This is a genomic window from Delftia sp. Cs1-4 (assembly GCF_000214395.1).
GTDB lineage: Bacteria > Pseudomonadota > Gammaproteobacteria > Burkholderiales > Burkholderiaceae_C > Comamonas > Comamonas acidovorans.
In genome coordinates, this window is the sequence record NC_015563.1 from 4950290 (window position 1) to 4966271 (window position 15982).

Genomic DNA, 15982 nt, shown 5'->3' on the forward strand with positions numbered 1-15982 from the left:
AGGGAGAAAACAGTGGCAGACAGCATCGAGAAAGTCGCCATCATCGGCAGCAAGACGGCAACCTACGGTGGCGCCATCAGCGCCGTGGTCGGCGGTCTGACGATTTCCGAAATCGGCGTCATCGTGGGCATCATCGTCGGCGTGGTGGGTCTGCTGCTGGGCCAGTATTGGCAATGGCGCAAGGACCGGCGCGAAGAACGCGCGCTCACCGCCTGGCTGGAAAACGAAGCCGGCGCGGAGACGATCCTATGAAGTGGCCCAGCAACATCAAGATTGCTGCAGGAGCCTCGGCGGTGGCCGTGGGGGTGGCTGGTCTGCTGGTTCAGTTCCTGCCCGTGGAGGAAGGCCGCAGGCTGGGCGCATACCGCGACCCCATCGGCATTCCCACAATCTGCGAAGGCTGGACCCGTGGCGTGCAGATGGGCGACCGCGCCACGCAGGCCGAATGCGACCTGCTGACCCGACAGGGCATACAGGAGGCCTGGGAAGTCTTCGAGCGCTGGGTGCCTGCCCATGTGCGCAACGGCATGCCCGACCAGACCCTGGCCGCCTTCCTGAGCTTCATCTACAACGTGGGGCCAGGGCAGGCCGGCAGCAAAGACGGCTTTGTGTGGCTCAAGAGCGGCCGGCATTCCACCATGCTGCTGCGCCTGCAGGCCGGCGATGTGCGCGCCGCGTGCGAGCAACTGCCGGCGTGGGTCACTGCCGCAGGCATTCGCCTGCGCGGCCTGGAGCTGCGCAGAGGGCGCGAAATGGCGATGTGCCTGGAGGCCCTATGAACCGTCAACGCGGAGTGATTCAATCCGCTGTGCTGTGGGCTGGGGCACTGGTTGCTGTGGCGGCTGCCCTGAGCGTGCAGCAGCTGCGCGTCAGCCACCTCAAGGCCCAGCACGCGCAAACATTGAAGGGCCTGGCGGAGAAGACAGCAAAGGCCCAGACCGAAATCACACGCTACATCGAGGCCGTGGGCCGCTATGACAGGCAGACCCGGCAGACGATGGAAGAACAGGAAAGGAAAGCCCGTGAAGAAAATGAGGCCCTGGGCCGCGTTGCTGATGCTGAACGCGCTGGCCGGCTGCGCAGCGACAGGCTCCTTGAACAGCGCACCCGTGATTTCCAAAGCATGGCCCGAAGTGCCGCCACTGCCGCAGAGCGCGAGGCAACTGCCGACGCCATCGGAGTGCTTGCCGACGTGCTCGGCCGCGCTGATGAGCGAGCGGGAATCCTGGCGTCAACAGCTGACCATGCCCGCGCCAGAGGCGCCGCCTGCGAGCGCGCATTCGACGCGGTAGCACAGCGCATCAACGCAGGCCCGCAGGCCGTGGCGCAGGAGCACCAGCATGTGGAAACTCGATAGCCTGCGCCGCCTCATCCTGCAGGCTGTGCCGAAGCTGGCCGAGAACCCGGAGAACCTCATCGTGCGGGCGATCGGCGGCCAGGTGCTGGCAACGGGGGCGGATAGCCTGTCCTATGAATACCTGTACACGGCAGAAATCACCGTGCTGGACTATGCCGGGCACGCCGATGCCCTGTTCGTGCCCCTGGTGGCCTGGCTGCGCGTCAACCAGTCCGACGCCCTGGACAACGCGGAGAAACGCCAGAAGGCGCTGCTCTTCGATGTCGAGCAGCTCAACGACACCGCCGCAGATGTCGGCATCCGCGTGCCGCTGCGCGAAGCCGTCATAGTCAAACCGGACCCGGACCACCCCACGCGCTACAGCGCGACGCACCCTAAGGAGCCATGCCACCCGGGCGGCAACTGCGTGGCCGAGCATTGGGAGCTGTACCTCAAGGATCAGAAGCTGTGCGAATGGGACATCGACGCCCCGCCGGAACGCACGCGGTTTGAGATGTAGCCATGGCGGATATGCGCGCGCTTGAACTGTGGGCCGAGTCGCTGCTGGCCAAGCTTGCGCCGGCAGCGCGCCGCCGCCTGCTGCTGGACCTGGCGCGACAGCTGCGCGCCCGCAACAGCCAGCGCATGTCCGGCCAGCAGACGCCGGACGGCGAGAAATGGGAACCCCGCAAGACCCAGGGCGACGGCCTGCGAAACAAGCGCGCCCAGATCCGCGCCCGCGCCAAAGCCCGCCGCCCCTTGTTCGCCAAGCTGCGCATGCAGCGTTGGCTCAAGGCCAAGGCCCAGGGCGATGCGGCCGTTGTGCAATTCGCAGGCCGTGCAGATCGCATCGCCCGCGTCCATCATTACGGCGAGCAGGACCGCGTGGCCAAGAACGGCCCCATGTACGACTACCCAGAACGGCAGCTGCTGGGCATCCCCGCAGAAGACGCCGACCTGCTGCGCGACCTCATCCTGCGACACCTGCACCCCTGATTTCTGTCATGTCGGCAGCCACAGCACGCGCTGCTGGGCTTCGCGCGTGCGCGGCGGCACGATGGCCGCATGACCGAAACACCGCAGCAAGAGAGCCCCTACGAGCTGACGCGGCGCCTGGAGAATCTGGTGCGCCGTGGAACCGTGGCCGAGGTCCGCGCCAAGCCGCTGAGCGTGCGCATGCGCTGCGGAGACAACACCACCGACTGGCTGCAGGTGCAGTGCCTGCGCGCCGGCACGCAGGGTTCAACCTTCTGGGCGCCGGAGGTCGGCGAGCAGGGTCTGGTGCTGAGCGTGGGCGGCGACATGGGCCAGGGCGTGGCCCTGCTGGGCCTGTACAGCGAAGCGATGGCGCAGCCGAGTGATGGCGCGGCGCACATCAAGCTCAACAAAGACAACACAGATTTCATCCGCTACGAGAACGGGACGTTGAAACTCTGCATCGGGCCGGCATCAGTGACCATTTCCCGCGAGAGCGTCCGCATCAGCACAGCGGCCGCGTGGCTCAACATAGGCCCGACGGTAGAGGCCAGTCCAGATGTGCTTGCAGCCGGGATAAGTCTGGTGCATCACGTCCATGGAGGAGTCACCAAGGGATTCAGCACCACGGAGGGGCCGCAATGATGAGCCGAACTACCGGCCGGCGCATCGGCCTTGTAGAACACCTGGTGCAGTCCATAGGCGACATCCTGAGCACGCCCATCGGAAGCAGGATTGCGCGGCGCTCTTACGGATCGCTGCTGCCGATGCTGATCGACCAGCCCGACCATCTGCAAACCGAAGCCCGGATGTATGCGGCTATTGCTTCGGCCCTGATGCGCTGGGAGCCAAGGCTGTCCATCAGTCGGCTGCGCATTGTGCGGGATACCAAAGCACCAGGCCGCGCCCAACTGGTCATTGATGGCGCGCTGCTTACCGACTATGCCCGCCACGCAAAGCCGCTGAGCCTGACCGTGGATATAGGCACAACGGGGGGCACATGACCGACCTGGCCACCCTCCCCGCCCCGCAGATCATCGAGCCGCTGGACTTCGAGCAGATACTGGCCGACCTCAAGGCCGACATACTGGCCCGCGCGCCCGAGCTGGCCGAAGTCCTCGCGCTCGAATCCGATCCCATCGTCAAGCTGCTGGAAGCCTGCGCCTACCGGGAACTGCTGTACCGCGCCCGCGTCAACGATGCCGCCCGCGCCCACCTGCTGGCCTTTGCCACGGGCGGCGACCTCGACCACCTGGCCGCGCAGTACGGCGTGACCCGCCAGGATGGCGAAACCGACGACCGCCTGCGCACCCGGCTGCAGCTGCGCATTGCCGCACTGGCCGGCCAGGGCACGCGCGAGCACTACGAATTCCACGCCCTCACGGCATCGCCCCTGGTTCGCGCCGTGCGGGCCAGCCAGGCCGCGCCGGGCAGCGTGCTCGTCATGCTGTGGGTCACCGACCAGGCGCAGGCCCAGACCGTGCGGCAGCTGGTGTCCGAGGCCCTGAACGCCGACAACGCCCGCATGCTGGGCGTGCCCGTCAATGTGGCCGTGGCCGTGCCACGCACCATCGACATCACCGCCCGCATCACCCGCACGCGCACCGCGCCGGCCGGCCTGCTGCAGCAGCTGCAGGCGCGCCTGCAGGCGGCCTTTGCCGGCATGGCCAGCCTGGACGGCAGCGTGGCGCGCAGCTACATCACCACGCTGCTGCACGTCGATGGCGTGCACGCCGTGGACTACCCGGACAACACGCGGCCCGCGCCCATCACGCCCATCGCTGCCGGCGAATTCCCGGCCCTGGGCGCCGTGGACCTGATCGACGCAGGGGTGGCCTGATGGACGCGCGCCGCAGCATCCTGCCCCCGGCATCCACCAGCCTGGAGCGCGTGATAGACACCACGCTGCCGCGCGACTGGGGCACCATGGCCGACGCGGCCGAGCCGGCCAGCACCGCCCAGCACCCGGCCCTGCTGCCCTGGCTGGCACAGCAGTGGCAGCTGGGGCAATTCGAGCGGTATTTTTCCGATCCGCGCGAGCTGCTGGCCAAGGGCCTGCCCTGGCTGCGCGAGCGTGGCAGCGCCGCCGCCGTGCGCCGCGCGCTGGCATGGCAGGGCTACCTGGCCGTGACCCTGGAAGAGGACGGCGCCCGCCTGCACATCAACCCGGGCCGCGAAGTCAGCAATGCCGATATCGCGCGCATGGCCCATGTGGTGCGGGCCAGCATCCCGCTGCACGTCCATTTCTACCGGGTGTTCTACCGCTTCGATTTGCGCGCCCTGCGCTGGGACCGCGCGCCCAAGCTGGACGGCGCCCTCTGGGACAACGACAGCGGCACGCCCGTGGACGTGGGCGAGGGTGAGCCGCCCGTTATCGGTAGCCAAGGCCGCATCAACCAGTCCCAGGCCCAGGCGCCCAAGCTCACGCCCCTGCGCAGCGCGAACCACCTGCACACCAGTGGCCGCATGCGCCGTGCCGACCAGCTGCGCCTGGATGTGTGGCGCTGGGACGGCCGCATGCAGCGCCTGGCCACAGGCGGGCAGCTGCAGTCCACCACGGGCCTGGCGCCGCAGCGCGCCCAGCATCAGCCATGGACCACCAACGGCGAAGCCTGGGCCGCCAGCGCAGGCACGCGGCCGGGCCAGTGGCCTGGCGCCGCCCACCACCTGGCGGCCGCTGCCTGCCAGCCCCGCATGGCCCCGGCCCGGGGCTGGACGGGCCGCTGGGACAGCGACCGCTGGCAGCAATCCAACATCCACAGCAAGACCACCGAATCCGAGGAATAGCCCATGCAAACACTGCAAGACGCCGGCCGCATTGCGCTGGCCAAATCCCTGGCGGCCATGGCCGTGCACATCGCATGGGGCCGTGGCGATGGAGCGTGGACCGCGCCACCTGCCAACCCATCCAACCGCACCGCGCTGCAGGACGAAATCGGCCGCCGCGCCGTGGTGGATGTGGGCTATGCCGTTCCAGGCACCGCCCAGGACCACGATATCGAGATGCCCGGCCAGGTCTACTACAAGACCAGCCCGGTGCCCACGCCCTTTCTGCTGCTGCGCACCACGTTCGGCTTTGGAGATGCCCAGGGCGAAACCGTGCGCGAGTGCGGCGTGTTCTTTGGCACGGTTGCCAAGGCCAGCGTGCCGCCCGGCCAGCGCTACCTGACGCCTGCCGAGGTCGAGAACCCCGGCACCGTGTACTGCCTGGAATACCGCTCGCCGGTCCTGCGCAGCGGCACGACCAAGGCCACCGAAGAAATCGTGATCCCACTGTGAGCCGCGCATGACCAGCTACAACCGACACGACCCCGCCAAGGGCTACACGCAGCACATCTTTCACGCCGACCGCGTGGCGCAGTCTGCAGAGCCCAACGAAATGCAGGCCCAGGCCCGCTATGCCCTGCGCCGCGTGGCCGATGTGCTGTTTGCCGATGGCGACATCACGGCCGGCGCGCGCTGCAGTGTCAATGCAGAAACCGGCGCCTGCCAACTGGAAGCCGGCAGCATCTACCTGAACGGCGCCGTGCATGACGTGGCCGCCGCCGCGCTGCAGATCGCCGTGCAGGGCACCGTCTACATCGGCGTGCACTACGCCACGCGCATCGTCACGGCCGAGCAAGACCCGACCCTGTACAACCCCGCCGTGGGGACCAGCGGCTACGGCGAGCCCGGGGCCGACCGCCTGCAGGTGTCCGTCGCCTGGGGCCTGCAGGGCCAGGGCGCAGGAGACTTCTTCCCCATCTGGACTGTTGAAGATGGCATCGTCAAGCCGCGCGAGCCCGCGCCCCAGCTCAACGCCGTCACCAAGGCCATAGAAGGATATGACCGCGACAGCACGGGCGGCACCTACGTCGTGCGCGGCCTGCAGACGCTGCCGCTGCCAGACGATGACCAGGGCCGCCAGGTCTACGCCATCACGGCCGGCGCCGCGCGTGTGGGCGGCGTGGCCATCGAAGTGCCTGCCGACCGGCGCCTCGTCTATGAAGCCAAGGCCAACATGGCCCAGGTCAACAGTGAGCCCCACAGCAGCAGCACGGATGCGCTGCAGCATGTGGCATTCGACCGCTGGCCCGTGCTGGAGCAGGCCACCCTGCGCATCACGCGCCGCAAGTCGGCCCAGGTGGTGCACGGCAGTTTCGTCGGCGCTGCCGACCCGCTGCCCGACGCCAGCGTGGTGCAGATCAACAGCGTCACACAGGGCGGAACCACGTACACCAAGGACGTGGACTACAAGCTGACGGCCGGGCAGATCGACTGGAGCCCGGCCGGCGCCGAACCCACGCCGGGCAGCACCTATAGCGTGAGCTATGACTACATCAGCACCGAGCCTGCGCAGAACCAGACCACGCGCGGCTTTGACGTGCAGGGCGCGCTGCCTGCAACGCTGATCCTCGTGGACTACCGCTATGCGCTGCGCCGCATTGACCGCATCGTGATGGGTGGCGATGGGGGCATCAACGTGGTCAAGGGCATCCCGGCGACATGGCAGCCCGTGCCGCCTGATGTGCCGGGCAACGTGCTGGCCCTGGGCAGCATCTACCAGACCTGGGAGCCCGACACGCGCCGCACCGAACCGGACAGCGTGCGCTTGGTGCCCATGCAGACCCTGGTGGCCTACCGCGATCGCATGGACCGCATCGAGCTGGACCTGGCCGAGCTGCGCCTGGCCACCGACACCGCAGGCCGCTACAGCGGCCTGAAAAAAGGCTATTTCGCAGATCCCATGATCGATGACAGCATGCGCGACCAGGGTCTGCAGCAGACCGCCATGGTGGCGGGCGGCGCGCTGCAGCTGTACGAGGCCGACAACGCCTACATGTTGGGCGATGGCAAGACCGTCCACAGCCTGGAGTACACGCTGGCCAAGACCATGGGCCAGACGGCTACCAGTCGTGCCATGAGGATCAATGCGCAGGCCACGGCGGGTGCACTGCCGGCCAGCGTTGAGCTGGTGCCCAGCGTGGACCGCTGGGAGGTTCCTGAGGCCCTCAAATATCCCAAGTTGGTGCGTTTCTACCGTCCCCTTGGCATTACTGGCGAGGAGTTCAGGGAGCAGTACCGAAAACAGATCGACAAGGATTTGCTGGATCTGAGTGGTATCACCCTGCGTCCTATCGAAGTGCAATTCGCGTTGGCCGGATTCCGCGCGCTGGAGGCCTTGCAAAGCATGCATTTCGATGGCCAGCCCATCACGGCCCACCCGCTGGCAGGTGCGGGGCTGGTGGCCAACGCGGCCGGCGTGCTGGAAGGGACATTCACGGTTCCCGAAGGCGTTCCGGTGGGCGCCAAATCCGTCGAGTTCAGGGGCGAGCACGGCACCACAGGCCGCGCGCAATACGTGGGCAGCGCGACCCTCAATCTAAAACTTGACGTCTTGGGATCGAACTATTACGGCGCAATTTTTGCCGGCTTTGACACCGTTACCTATGTCGTATAGCACCATCACCCAAATCATCACGCCCACGCGCTCCCAGCAATGCGCCGCGCTGGATCTGCAATTCACGGCATGCGGCGGCCCGGCGCTGATCGCACTGACCGCTCTGAACGATGCGGGTCTGCCGGGCCAGGCCCTGCGTGAGCAGCGCCTGGAGGTGCCGCAGATCAAGACCGATGGCACGACCACGCGCGTGACCTGGCCGGCCCTGGTCCAGCTGCAGGCGGGCACCAGCTACGCGCTGTGCGTGTCAGCCGCCGACACCGATACGGCTCTGGCTGTGGCCCAGGTGGGCGATGCCCGCCAGGACGGCACGGGCTGGGTCACGGCCGCGCCGGCCGAAGTAGGCCAGCTGCTGGAAATCAATGCCTCGGGCATCGTCACGCGCCACACCAACCGCGTGCTGCGCTTTGATCTGTTCGAGGCCCAATACCCAGCCACAGTCAAGACCGTGGAAGTCGGCGCGCAGGACGTGGAAAACGCCACGCTGCTGCTCATCAATGCCGGCGCCGAGCAGCCCGACCCCACGGCGCGCATCACCTACGCCATCGAACTGCTGGGCGCGGGTGGCACCGTGCAGCGCACCATCGAGGCCGACGCGGGCCAGCCCGTGCGCCTGGATGAGCCGCACACCGGCACCGTGCGCGTCAAAGCCACGCTGCGCGTGGGTGAGTCGGGCATGGGCGCCGTGCTGGCCCCTGCCACCCTGCTGGCCGTGGGCAGCCTGCTGCAGTCGGGCACCTACATCACGCCCGCCATCGCCACTGCGGGCGGCACCGAGCTGCGCGTGATCTTCGAGGGCACCATCCCGGCCGGAGCGGCCGTGGCCGTGCATGCGCAGCTGGGTGCCAGCGAGCAGTGGACCGAGGTGCCCTATCTGTCCAGCAGCCCGCAGACGGCCGGCACCATCGAACTCACGCACCGGCTGCAGGGCATCAACGTGGCCAGCCTGCGCCTGCGCCTCACGCTGACGGGCACCACTACCGCCCGCCCCCTGGTGGACAACCTGCGCGCCGTGGTGCTGTAGGAGGGACCATGGCTGACGATACCGTGCAAGACCTGCCGCCCGTCTTCGAGGACACGCCCCACCTGGGCCTGCCCCTGCCGCACCCCGGCAACACCCTGGAGGTGGACAACCCCCGGCTGCGCGAGGCGCTAGGCATGATTGACCAAGTGGCCCACGACATGGGCCAGGCCATTGAGGCCAGCGCGAGCCAGGAAGCCCTGCAGGCCCTGGCGCAGTCCACCGGGCAAACCATCGACCAGCTGCAGCAGCAAACGGCGCAAGTCCTGCTGCAACAGGCCCTTCGGATTGCGCAGCTGGCCCAAGACATTGCCGACAAGTCCGTGGACCTTCAATCCGTGCTGCAGGCCAGCAACCCGGCGCAGGCGCAGGCCGGGCAAACGCTGCTGGACCGGCTGCGCCACGGCTACGCGGACAGCGCAACCAATGGCCAGGCCCTGCAGCCCGGCGTGGCCTATCTGCTCAAGGCCGACGCCGCCTACAGCCGCGCCCTGCCCGCCGCCCCCGACCGGGGCGACACCATCGTGCTGCTGGACCCCTGGGGTCTGTGGCGCCTGGGGCTGATCACCATCGTGCGCGCCAACCCGCTGCACGAAATCAACCGCCGCAAGGATGACCTGATCCTTGATTACAACTGCTGGCACATCAGGCTCGTGTATGCCGGCGACAACCTGTGGCTGCTGGCTATGGGGAACGACACGGGGGGGGATCTATGAGGGCCAGTGACTTGGCGGGCACGCGAGCAATGGGGCCATGTTTGCCCATTACCTGCTTTGGGTCGATGACGTGGAAGGCCCCTGCCAACGGCATCCTTGAGATCCGGGCCATGGGCGCAGGTGGCGCTGGAGCGGCGCGAAGCGGCACGACCAATACCGTGACGGGCGGATTTGCCGGCAGCTGGGGCGCCAAGCGTCTGCGCGTGCGCGCCGGCGACCTGGTGGTGGTGGCCGTGGGCGCGGCAGGCGCAGTCGCAGTGGCAAACCAGAATGGAGGCGCCGGAGGGAATACCACCATCACCGTGGCAGGCGTCAGCTACGTGGCATATGGCGGACCGGGTGGGCGGTACGCACTCGCCAGCGCGGGCGCCATAGTCCTGCCCGCTGGGCCGGCACCTTCGGCCAACTGGGATATGGGAGCGGCAAGCGTAAGGCCCGGCATGCTTGTCGGAGGTGCCACCGGTGGCGCGGGCGTGGACATCATGGCCAAGGGTGGGGATGCAACCACCTCGGCGGCCATCAATGGCAGCGGCGGCGGCGGAACATCGGGGCCAGGTGCAGGGTTTGGTGGCGGCGGCGTGATGCCCAACAATGCGGATGCCACGGGAGCGCTCACTATCAACGGTGGCACTTTCTTCGATGCGTCGGACCTGGAATGGGGCATCAGCTTCTTTGGCGGCGGCGGAGGCGCCCAATCTGGCGGCCAAGGTTACCCAGGCGGCAACGGTGGCGGGGGAGCTGGCAGCAGTGGGAACCTCGCAGCCGGGAGAGGAGGCAATGGCGGTGGCGGTGGCGCTTCGGCAGGCAATGGCTTCGGCGGATCTGGCGGTCTGGGCGGCGGCGGCGGCGCGGGCGCAGGGGCGGGCTCAGGCGGCGACGGCTATGCGTTCCTGAAATTCTTCGCGGACAAGGGAGTTTGAAATGCCCATCATCGAAATCCTCAAAACCGGCCAAGTCGTGGACACCATCCGGGCCTCCGAAGACTTCGCACAGCAGCATTACCCGGGCGCCTGGCGCCTGGCCGAGCAGCAGGAGCTGCCCGCGCCCGCGCCGCAGATCCACCGCCATATCACCCCGCTGGCCTTTCGTCGCCGCTTCACCGGCGCCGAGCGCGCCGCCATCGAATGGGCCGCCGTGGACCGCGCTGATGCCACCAGCGGCGAACGCCAGCAGGCCGCCCAGCTGCGCAGCACGTTGAAGGACCAGGAGCTGGCCAGCTTCATCGACCTTGACGACCCGGACGTGGCGGCCGGCGTGCAGCTGCTGGAAACCGTGGGCCTGATCGCAGACGGCCGCGCGCTGCAGATCACGGACACGCCGCCGCGCCCTGACGAGCTGCCGGCCTGACCTGGCCGCGCCACCCGCACCACCACCGCAAGCCCGCCACTCGGCGGGCTTTGTCTTTGTGTCGCACGCCCAGCGACAGCGGCCATTTCTGGCTATTGCGGCTGGTGCCGAGCACCATAGGCTCATCTCGCGCGAGCCGCGCACCAGCAACAAACCCAGGGGCTCAAACAATGGCCACAGCAAGCTTTCACCATGGCGTGCGCGTCACGGAATTGACCGCAGGCACAACAGCGTTGCGCATCGTCTCCACGGCCGTGATCGGCATGGTTGCCACGGCCAACGATGCGGACGCAGAATTTTTTCCACTCGACACCCCTGTGCTGGTCACAGATATTCGGCGCGCGCTGGAGAAAGCCGGCACCAAGGGAACGCTGGCCCCGTCGCTGGAAGCCATCGAACAGCAGTGCCGTCCTGCAATGATCATCGTGCGCGTCGCCGATGGTGAAGGCGACACCGAAGAGGAACGCCAGGCCGACCAGATCAGCAAGGCCGTGGGAGACTACCGGAACGGCAAGCGCACGGGCGCCCAGGCCCTGCTGGATGCCCAGGCAAACCTGGGCGTGAAGCCGCGCATTCTGGGGGCGCCTGGTCTGGATGCAAAGCCTGTGGCGGAGGCCTTGACGGCCATCGGTGAAAAGCTGCGCGGCATGGTCTATGCCACGGCTTGGGAGTGTGAAGACGTGAGCTCTGCCCTGCTCTACCAGAACAGTTTCGGCAAGCGCGAAACCATGATCATCTGGCCCGACTACACGCGCTGGAGCACGGTCGAAAACAAGGGCATCGTTACCCCCGCTACCGCATACGCGCTCGGACTACGCGCGCGAATCGATGAAGAGCAGGGGTGGCACAAGAGCCTGTCCAATGTCCCGCTCAACGGCCCCACCGGAATCAGCAAAAGCGTGTACTGGGACTTGCAAGGCACCGACACCGATGCAGACCTGCTCAATGCCGGAAAGGTCACAACGCTGATCAATCAACAAGGCTACCGCTTCTGGGGCAACCGAACCTGCAGCACCGAGCAAAACTTTTCATTCGAGACTGCAACCCGCACGGCGCACATCCTTGCGGACACCATGGTGGAAGGGCATTTCGAGTACACCGACAAGCCCATGCATCCATCAATGGTGCGGGACATCATCGAGGGCATCAACTCGCGGTTTCGCACACTGCGCGCGCAGGGCTACATCCTGGGCGGTGAGTGCTGGTATGACGAGACGGTCAACAGCACGGAAACGCTCAAGACCGGAAAGCTGGTCATCGACTACGACTACACGCCGGTGCCACCGCTGGAAGACCTGGGATTCCGCCAGCGCATCACGGACAAGTACTACCTCGATTTCGCAAACCGCATTTCCGTCGGCTTGTAAGCACAGGAGCAAAACATGGCACTGCCACGCAAATTGATCAACTTCGCATTGTTCGTGGACGGCGTGAGCTATCGCGGCGAAGTCCCCGAGGTGAAGCTGCCCGAGCTGTCCCGCAAGCTGGAGGACTACCGAGCCGGCGGCATGGATGGCGAGATCGCCCTGGACATGGGCCAGGAAAAGATGGAAGCCGAGATCAAGGGCGCCGGTTTCCTCGATGGCCTCTCCGCCAAATGGGGCTCGCGCCGCCACGATGCCGTGATGCTGCGCTTTGCTGGCTCCCTTGCGCGCGACGACTCCGAAGGTTCACAGGCCTGCGAGGCCATCATGCGCGGCCGGCTGGCCAAGCTGGACAACGGCAGCCAGAAGGCCGGCGACATGACCGAGCAGAACTACACGTATGCGCTCAGCTACTACAAGCTGACCGTGGGCGGCCGCGTGCTTTTCGAGATCGACATTGTGAACATGGTCTGCATCGTGGACGGCCAGGATCTCATGGCCAGCGTGCGCGCCGATCTGGGCATCTGACCCCACAACCGGGCAACCACCTGCGGGCGGCGCCGCCCAACCCGGCCCGCCCGCTCCTTTTTGACATTCACGCGGGGAACACAACATGACAGGCAAGACCGAAGCTACCGACAAGCCGCAAGCTGCGGCACAAAACACCGTGGGCGGACGCCCTTGCGTCACCGTGACGCTGGAAACCCCCATCAAGCGCGAAGGTGGCGACCTGGCAAAAATCCAGATCATCAAGCCGCAGACAGGCGACCTGCGCGGCGTCTCTCTGGTGGATCTCATGCAGATGAACACCGATGCCATCGTCAAGGTGCTGCCCCGTGTGACGCATCCCAGCATCGTTCCCCATGAAGTCAAGGACATGGACATTTCCGATGTCCTGCAGGTCGGAACGGAGCTGGTGAATTTTTTGCTGCCTGCATCGGCCAGGGATCAAGCGAGCGTGTAGAGGACTACATGACCGACCTGGCCATGGCGTTCCACTGGCCGCCCTCTGCCATGTATGCCATGGAGATGGATGAACTGATCGACTGGCGAGAGCGCGCCGTCAAGCGTTGGAACGAAGTGCACGCGACCCCAAAGAAATAGCAGCAGGAGAACGCCGTGGACAGGCTCCGCCTAGAAGTCATCATGAGCGCGGTGGACCGCGTGACCGGGCCGCTGCGGCGCGTGGTTTCTGGCAGCTCGGCCACGTCGCGCGCGCTCAAGACCCTGCGCGACAACTACAAGCAGCTGGAGGCCCAGCAGGGCCTCATCAAGAATTTCCGCAACGCGCACAAGGCATCCGCCACCCTCACCGGCGAACTGGCCGCGCAGCGCGCCAAGGTGCGTGCACTCGCGGCAGAGCATGCAGCGGCCGGCAACGTGACGGCAGCGATGTCGCGCCAGATGGCCCAGGCCCAGGCCAGGGCGCGCGAACTGAAGGACCGATTCGCCCAGCAGCAGGCCGCATTGCAGGGGCTGCGCGACCGCATGGGCCAGGCAGGAATGTCCACCACGGGCCTGGCCGCCAAGGAACGCAGTTTGCGTGCCGACATGGAGCGCACCACGGCCGCCATGGCTGCACAGAAGACGCGCCTGCAGGCGCTGACCGATGCCCGGCAACGCGCTGGCCGCATGGCAGCCCGGGGCGCCGGCATGGCGGCGGCCGGCATGGGCAGCTACTACGCCACCAGCCGCGCCGCCCATGCGGCCACCGGCCTGATGGGGCAAAGCCGCACGGCGGCCGGCGAAGCCATCCGCATCCGCGCCCTGGGCCTGGAAGGCGAAGACGCCGGCAAGGCCATCGACTACGCGCGCAACTTCAAGAGTTACGGCACCAGCACCACGGACAACATGGCGCTGATGCGCGATGCCGTGACCGTCTTCAATGACTTCGACCATGCCAAGGATGCGCTCCCCTTCCTGGCCAAGATGAAGTTTGCGAACGAGGCCGCCTTCGGGGGCGAGCATGCCGCTGACAACGAGCGCAAGTTCATGGACATGCTCAAGGTCATCGAAATGCGCAACGGCGCCAACAACCGCGAGGACTTCGAGCGCAACGGCAACCTGGTGCAGCAGGTGCTGACAGCCACAGGCGGCCGGGTCGGCGCCGAAGACTGGCTCAACCTCATCAAGACCGGCGGCGTGGCCGCCAAGGGCATCAGCGAGAAGGAATTCTTCTACCGCCTGGAGCCGCTGGTGCAGGAAATGGGCGGCGACCGCGTGGGCACGGGCATGATGTCCGCGTACCAGAACCTGTACCAGGGCCGTACCACCAAGCGGGCGGCCAACATGCTGGATACGCTGGGCCTGATCGCCGACCCGTCAAAGGTCAAGCACGACAAGGTGGGCCAGATTGCCCAGCTCGGCGTTGGGGCACTCAAGGGCTCCGATGTGTTCCAGCGCAGTCAATTCGAGTGGCTGGAAACCGTGCTGGTGCCGGCGCTCAATGCCAAGGGCATCAAGAGCGAGAAAGAAGTGCTGGACGCCATCGGCGGCATCTTTTCCAACCGCAATGCGGCCGGCCTGTTCGCCACGATGTTCCAGCAGCGTTCCATGATCAACAAGAGCTATGCGCTGAACGAGCGCGCGGCCAACGTGGACACGCTTCACGGCATGGTCAAGGAAGGGCCGCGCGGCAAGGAAATCGACCTCGAAAAGCGCCGCGACGACCTCTATCTGCGCATGGGCGAGGCCGCCCTTCCCCTGTACGTCCAACTGCTGGAGAAGGTCACAGCGGTGACTGAGGCCGTGTCCAACTTCGCCCAGGCGCACCCAGGTCTGACCAAGGCGGTGATGTACACGGGGGCCGCATTTCTGGGCATCGGTGCCGTCCTGACGGCCCTGCTTATCCCCCTGGGCCTGCTGCTGGCCAAAGGCGCCCTGGTGCGCTTCCTGTTTGCCCGCATGTTCGGCGGAGCTACGGCAGCTGCAGTCGGTGGCAGGCTGCTGGCTCGGATCTGGTCAATGATGACCGGCGCCATGGCCAGGATGGCGCCTTGGGTTTCTGCTGTGGGGCGTGGCCTGGCATGGGTAGCGGGAATCATCCGCACGGCATTGGTCTGGGCCGCTGGAGCGGCCGGCCGTGCGTTGCTGTGGATTGGACAGGCGGCCTTGATCGTGGGCCGGTTCCTGCTGACATCACCACTGGGCATCGCAATATCGCTGATTGCCGGCGCGGCCTATCTCATCTGGCGCAATTGGGACTGGCTGAAAACCAACTTCCTGGCCATATGCGACGTGCTGGCCGACGCAGGCAGGCAGTGGTGGCGGGGAATTGAAGAGGGGTATGAAGCGCTCGTCCAGAAGATTGGCGGATGGAAGGACCACCTCTTCACCGCTGGCGGCAATCTGGTGGACGGACTGGTGGACGGCGTGCGCGCCAAGGTGGCCATGGTCAAGGAAGTGATGGGCGGCATGGCCGAGAGCGTGAAGCTCTGGTTCACCGAGCCCATGCAAATCCAATCCCCGTCGCGCGTGTTCATGCGCTACGGCGAGCACATCAGCGAGGGCGCGGCGCTGGGCATCGAGCGTGGCCAGGCGCTGGCGCGCGTGGCGGCCGTTGGCCTGGCCGGCATCACCATGGCGCCCATGGGCGCTGCAGCATCCACTCCCATGGCCAGCGGTGCCGCGCCGGGGGCGGCCGGCGGCCCCATCAGCATCACCATCAACGCTGCCCCGGGCCAGGACGCGCAGGCCATCGCCCGCGCGGTTTCCGCAGAACTGGACCGGCGCGAGCGTGACCGAGCATCGCGCCGCTACAGCCAACTGGCCGACATCGACTAG

General features: G+C 66.7%; 20 protein-coding genes. All 20 read left to right on the top strand.

Annotated elements, in window-relative coordinates; all coding sequences use genetic code 11:
* Nucleotides 1-12: 12 nt before the first annotated feature.
* Nucleotides 13-252 (top strand): holin, encoded by a 240-nt coding sequence (locus tag DELCS14_RS21630; protein WP_013803550.1) that lies wholly within the window; start codon nt 13-15, stop codon nt 250-252.
* Nucleotides 249-779: a lysozyme gene (locus tag DELCS14_RS21635; RefSeq protein WP_013803551.1), complete on the top strand. Its 531-nt coding sequence runs from the start codon at nt 249-251 to the stop codon at nt 777-779. The genes DELCS14_RS21630 and DELCS14_RS21635 overlap by 4 nt, the downstream gene beginning before the upstream one ends.
* The gene (locus tag DELCS14_RS29590; RefSeq protein ID WP_013803552.1) at nt 776-1357 is read left to right on the top strand and encodes a DUF2514 family protein; all 582 of its coding nucleotides are present in this window, start codon (nt 776-778) and stop codon (nt 1355-1357) included. Before DELCS14_RS21635 ends, DELCS14_RS29590 begins: the two co-directional genes overlap by 4 nt.
* Entirely contained in the window at nt 1341-1856 is a 516-nt protein-coding gene (locus DELCS14_RS21645; RefSeq protein ID WP_013803553.1) for a phage tail protein, read from the top strand. Before DELCS14_RS29590 ends, DELCS14_RS21645 begins: the two co-directional genes overlap by 17 nt.
* A gap of 2 nt (nt 1857-1858) precedes the next feature.
* A complete protein-coding gene (locus DELCS14_RS21650; protein WP_013803554.1) occupies nt 1859-2332 on the top strand; it encodes a phage virion morphogenesis protein in 474 nt (157 codons plus the stop codon).
* Nucleotides 2333-2401: 69 nt separating this feature from the next.
* Nucleotides 2402-2956 (top strand): phage baseplate assembly protein V, encoded by a 555-nt coding sequence (locus DELCS14_RS21655; protein ID WP_013803555.1) that lies wholly within the window; start codon nt 2402-2404, stop codon nt 2954-2956.
* Entirely contained in the window at nt 2956-3315 is a 360-nt protein-coding gene (locus DELCS14_RS21660; protein WP_043796881.1) for a GPW/gp25 family protein, read from the top strand. Before DELCS14_RS21655 ends, DELCS14_RS21660 begins: the two co-directional genes overlap by 1 nt.
* Complete coding sequence (locus DELCS14_RS21665) at nt 3312-4151, top strand: baseplate J/gp47 family protein (RefSeq protein ID WP_013803557.1); 840 nt, start codon at nt 3312-3314, stop codon at nt 4149-4151. Before DELCS14_RS21660 ends, DELCS14_RS21665 begins: the two co-directional genes overlap by 4 nt.
* Entirely contained in the window at nt 4151-5098 is a 948-nt protein-coding gene (locus DELCS14_RS21670) for a phage tail protein (protein ID WP_013803558.1), read from the top strand. The genes DELCS14_RS21665 and DELCS14_RS21670 overlap by 1 nt, the downstream gene beginning before the upstream one ends.
* A gap of 3 nt (nt 5099-5101) precedes the next feature.
* The gene (locus tag DELCS14_RS21675; RefSeq protein WP_013803559.1) at nt 5102-5590 is read left to right on the top strand and encodes a hypothetical protein; all 489 of its coding nucleotides are present in this window, start codon (nt 5102-5104) and stop codon (nt 5588-5590) included.
* A 7-nt stretch (nt 5591-5597) separates the two neighbouring features.
* A complete protein-coding gene (locus DELCS14_RS21680; RefSeq protein ID WP_013803560.1) occupies nt 5598-7751 on the top strand; it encodes a DUF4815 domain-containing protein in 2154 nt (717 codons plus the stop codon).
* Nucleotides 7741-8775, top strand: a complete 1035-nt coding sequence (locus tag DELCS14_RS21685) for a hypothetical protein (RefSeq protein ID WP_013803561.1) — start codon at nt 7741-7743, stop codon at nt 8773-8775. The genes DELCS14_RS21680 and DELCS14_RS21685 overlap by 11 nt, the downstream gene beginning before the upstream one ends.
* Before the next feature lie 8 nt (nt 8776-8783).
* Nucleotides 8784-9488: a hypothetical protein gene (locus tag DELCS14_RS21690; protein WP_013803562.1), complete on the top strand. Its 705-nt coding sequence runs from the start codon at nt 8784-8786 to the stop codon at nt 9486-9488.
* A 65-nt stretch (nt 9489-9553) separates the two neighbouring features.
* Complete coding sequence (locus tag DELCS14_RS30840) at nt 9554-10408, top strand: hypothetical protein (protein WP_013803563.1); 855 nt, start codon at nt 9554-9556, stop codon at nt 10406-10408.
* Nucleotide 10409: 1 nt separating this feature from the next.
* Complete coding sequence (locus DELCS14_RS21700; RefSeq protein WP_013803564.1) at nt 10410-10835, top strand: hypothetical protein; 426 nt, start codon at nt 10410-10412, stop codon at nt 10833-10835.
* A 170-nt stretch (nt 10836-11005) separates the two neighbouring features.
* Nucleotides 11006-12202, top strand: a complete 1197-nt coding sequence (locus tag DELCS14_RS21705; protein WP_013803565.1) for a phage tail sheath subtilisin-like domain-containing protein — start codon at nt 11006-11008, stop codon at nt 12200-12202.
* A 15-nt stretch (nt 12203-12217) separates the two neighbouring features.
* Nucleotides 12218-12727, top strand: coding sequence for a phage major tail tube protein (locus tag DELCS14_RS21710; RefSeq protein WP_013803566.1), 510 nt, complete (start codon nt 12218-12220; stop codon nt 12725-12727).
* An 85-nt stretch (nt 12728-12812) separates the two neighbouring features.
* Nucleotides 12813-13163 (top strand): phage tail assembly protein, encoded by a 351-nt coding sequence (locus tag DELCS14_RS21715; RefSeq protein WP_013803567.1) that lies wholly within the window; start codon nt 12813-12815, stop codon nt 13161-13163.
* 8 nt (nt 13164-13171) lie between these two features.
* Nucleotides 13172-13303, top strand: a complete 132-nt coding sequence (locus DELCS14_RS21720; protein WP_013803568.1) for a GpE family phage tail protein — start codon at nt 13172-13174, stop codon at nt 13301-13303.
* Nucleotides 13304-13345: 42 nt separating this feature from the next.
* On the top strand, nt 13346-15982 hold the full coding sequence (locus DELCS14_RS21725) for a hypothetical protein (protein WP_043796425.1): 2637 nt from the start codon (nt 13346-13348) through the stop codon (nt 15980-15982).

What these genes read in the sequence shown, in the direction of transcription:
- DELCS14_RS21635 (WP_013803551.1), top strand. Translation starts at nt 249, where the DNA reads ATGAAGTGGCCCAGCAACATCAAGATTGCTGCAGGAGCCTCGGCGGTG.
- DELCS14_RS29590 (WP_013803552.1), top strand. Translation starts at nt 776, where the DNA reads ATGAACCGTCAACGCGGAGTGATTCAATCCGCTGTGCTGTGGGCTGGG.
- DELCS14_RS21645 (WP_013803553.1), top strand. Translation starts at nt 1,341, where the DNA reads ATGTGGAAACTCGATAGCCTGCGCCGCCTCATCCTGCAGGCTGTGCCG.
- DELCS14_RS21650 (WP_013803554.1), top strand. Translation starts at nt 1,859, where the DNA reads ATGGCGGATATGCGCGCGCTTGAACTGTGGGCCGAGTCGCTGCTGGCC.
- DELCS14_RS21655 (WP_013803555.1), top strand. Translation starts at nt 2,402, where the DNA reads ATGACCGAAACACCGCAGCAAGAGAGCCCCTACGAGCTGACGCGGCGC.
- DELCS14_RS21660 (WP_043796881.1), top strand. Translation starts at nt 2,956, where the DNA reads ATGAGCCGAACTACCGGCCGGCGCATCGGCCTTGTAGAACACCTGGTG.
- DELCS14_RS21665 (WP_013803557.1), top strand. Translation starts at nt 3,312, where the DNA reads ATGACCGACCTGGCCACCCTCCCCGCCCCGCAGATCATCGAGCCGCTG.
- DELCS14_RS21670 (WP_013803558.1), top strand. Translation starts at nt 4,151, where the DNA reads ATGGACGCGCGCCGCAGCATCCTGCCCCCGGCATCCACCAGCCTGGAG.
- DELCS14_RS21675 (WP_013803559.1), top strand. Translation starts at nt 5,102, where the DNA reads ATGCAAACACTGCAAGACGCCGGCCGCATTGCGCTGGCCAAATCCCTG.
- DELCS14_RS21680 (WP_013803560.1), top strand. Translation starts at nt 5,598, where the DNA reads ATGACCAGCTACAACCGACACGACCCCGCCAAGGGCTACACGCAGCAC.
- DELCS14_RS21685 (WP_013803561.1), top strand. Translation starts at nt 7,741, where the DNA reads ATGTCGTATAGCACCATCACCCAAATCATCACGCCCACGCGCTCCCAG.
- DELCS14_RS21690 (WP_013803562.1), top strand. Translation starts at nt 8,784, where the DNA reads ATGGCTGACGATACCGTGCAAGACCTGCCGCCCGTCTTCGAGGACACG.
- DELCS14_RS30840 (WP_013803563.1), top strand. Translation starts at nt 9,554, where the DNA reads ATGACGTGGAAGGCCCCTGCCAACGGCATCCTTGAGATCCGGGCCATG.
- DELCS14_RS21700 (WP_013803564.1), top strand. Translation starts at nt 10,410, where the DNA reads ATGCCCATCATCGAAATCCTCAAAACCGGCCAAGTCGTGGACACCATC.
- DELCS14_RS21705 (WP_013803565.1), top strand. Translation starts at nt 11,006, where the DNA reads ATGGCCACAGCAAGCTTTCACCATGGCGTGCGCGTCACGGAATTGACC.
- DELCS14_RS21710 (WP_013803566.1), top strand. Translation starts at nt 12,218, where the DNA reads ATGGCACTGCCACGCAAATTGATCAACTTCGCATTGTTCGTGGACGGC.
- DELCS14_RS21715 (WP_013803567.1), top strand. Translation starts at nt 12,813, where the DNA reads ATGACAGGCAAGACCGAAGCTACCGACAAGCCGCAAGCTGCGGCACAA.
- DELCS14_RS21720 (WP_013803568.1), top strand. Translation starts at nt 13,172, where the DNA reads ATGACCGACCTGGCCATGGCGTTCCACTGGCCGCCCTCTGCCATGTAT.
- DELCS14_RS21725 (WP_043796425.1), top strand. Translation starts at nt 13,346, where the DNA reads ATGAGCGCGGTGGACCGCGTGACCGGGCCGCTGCGGCGCGTGGTTTCT.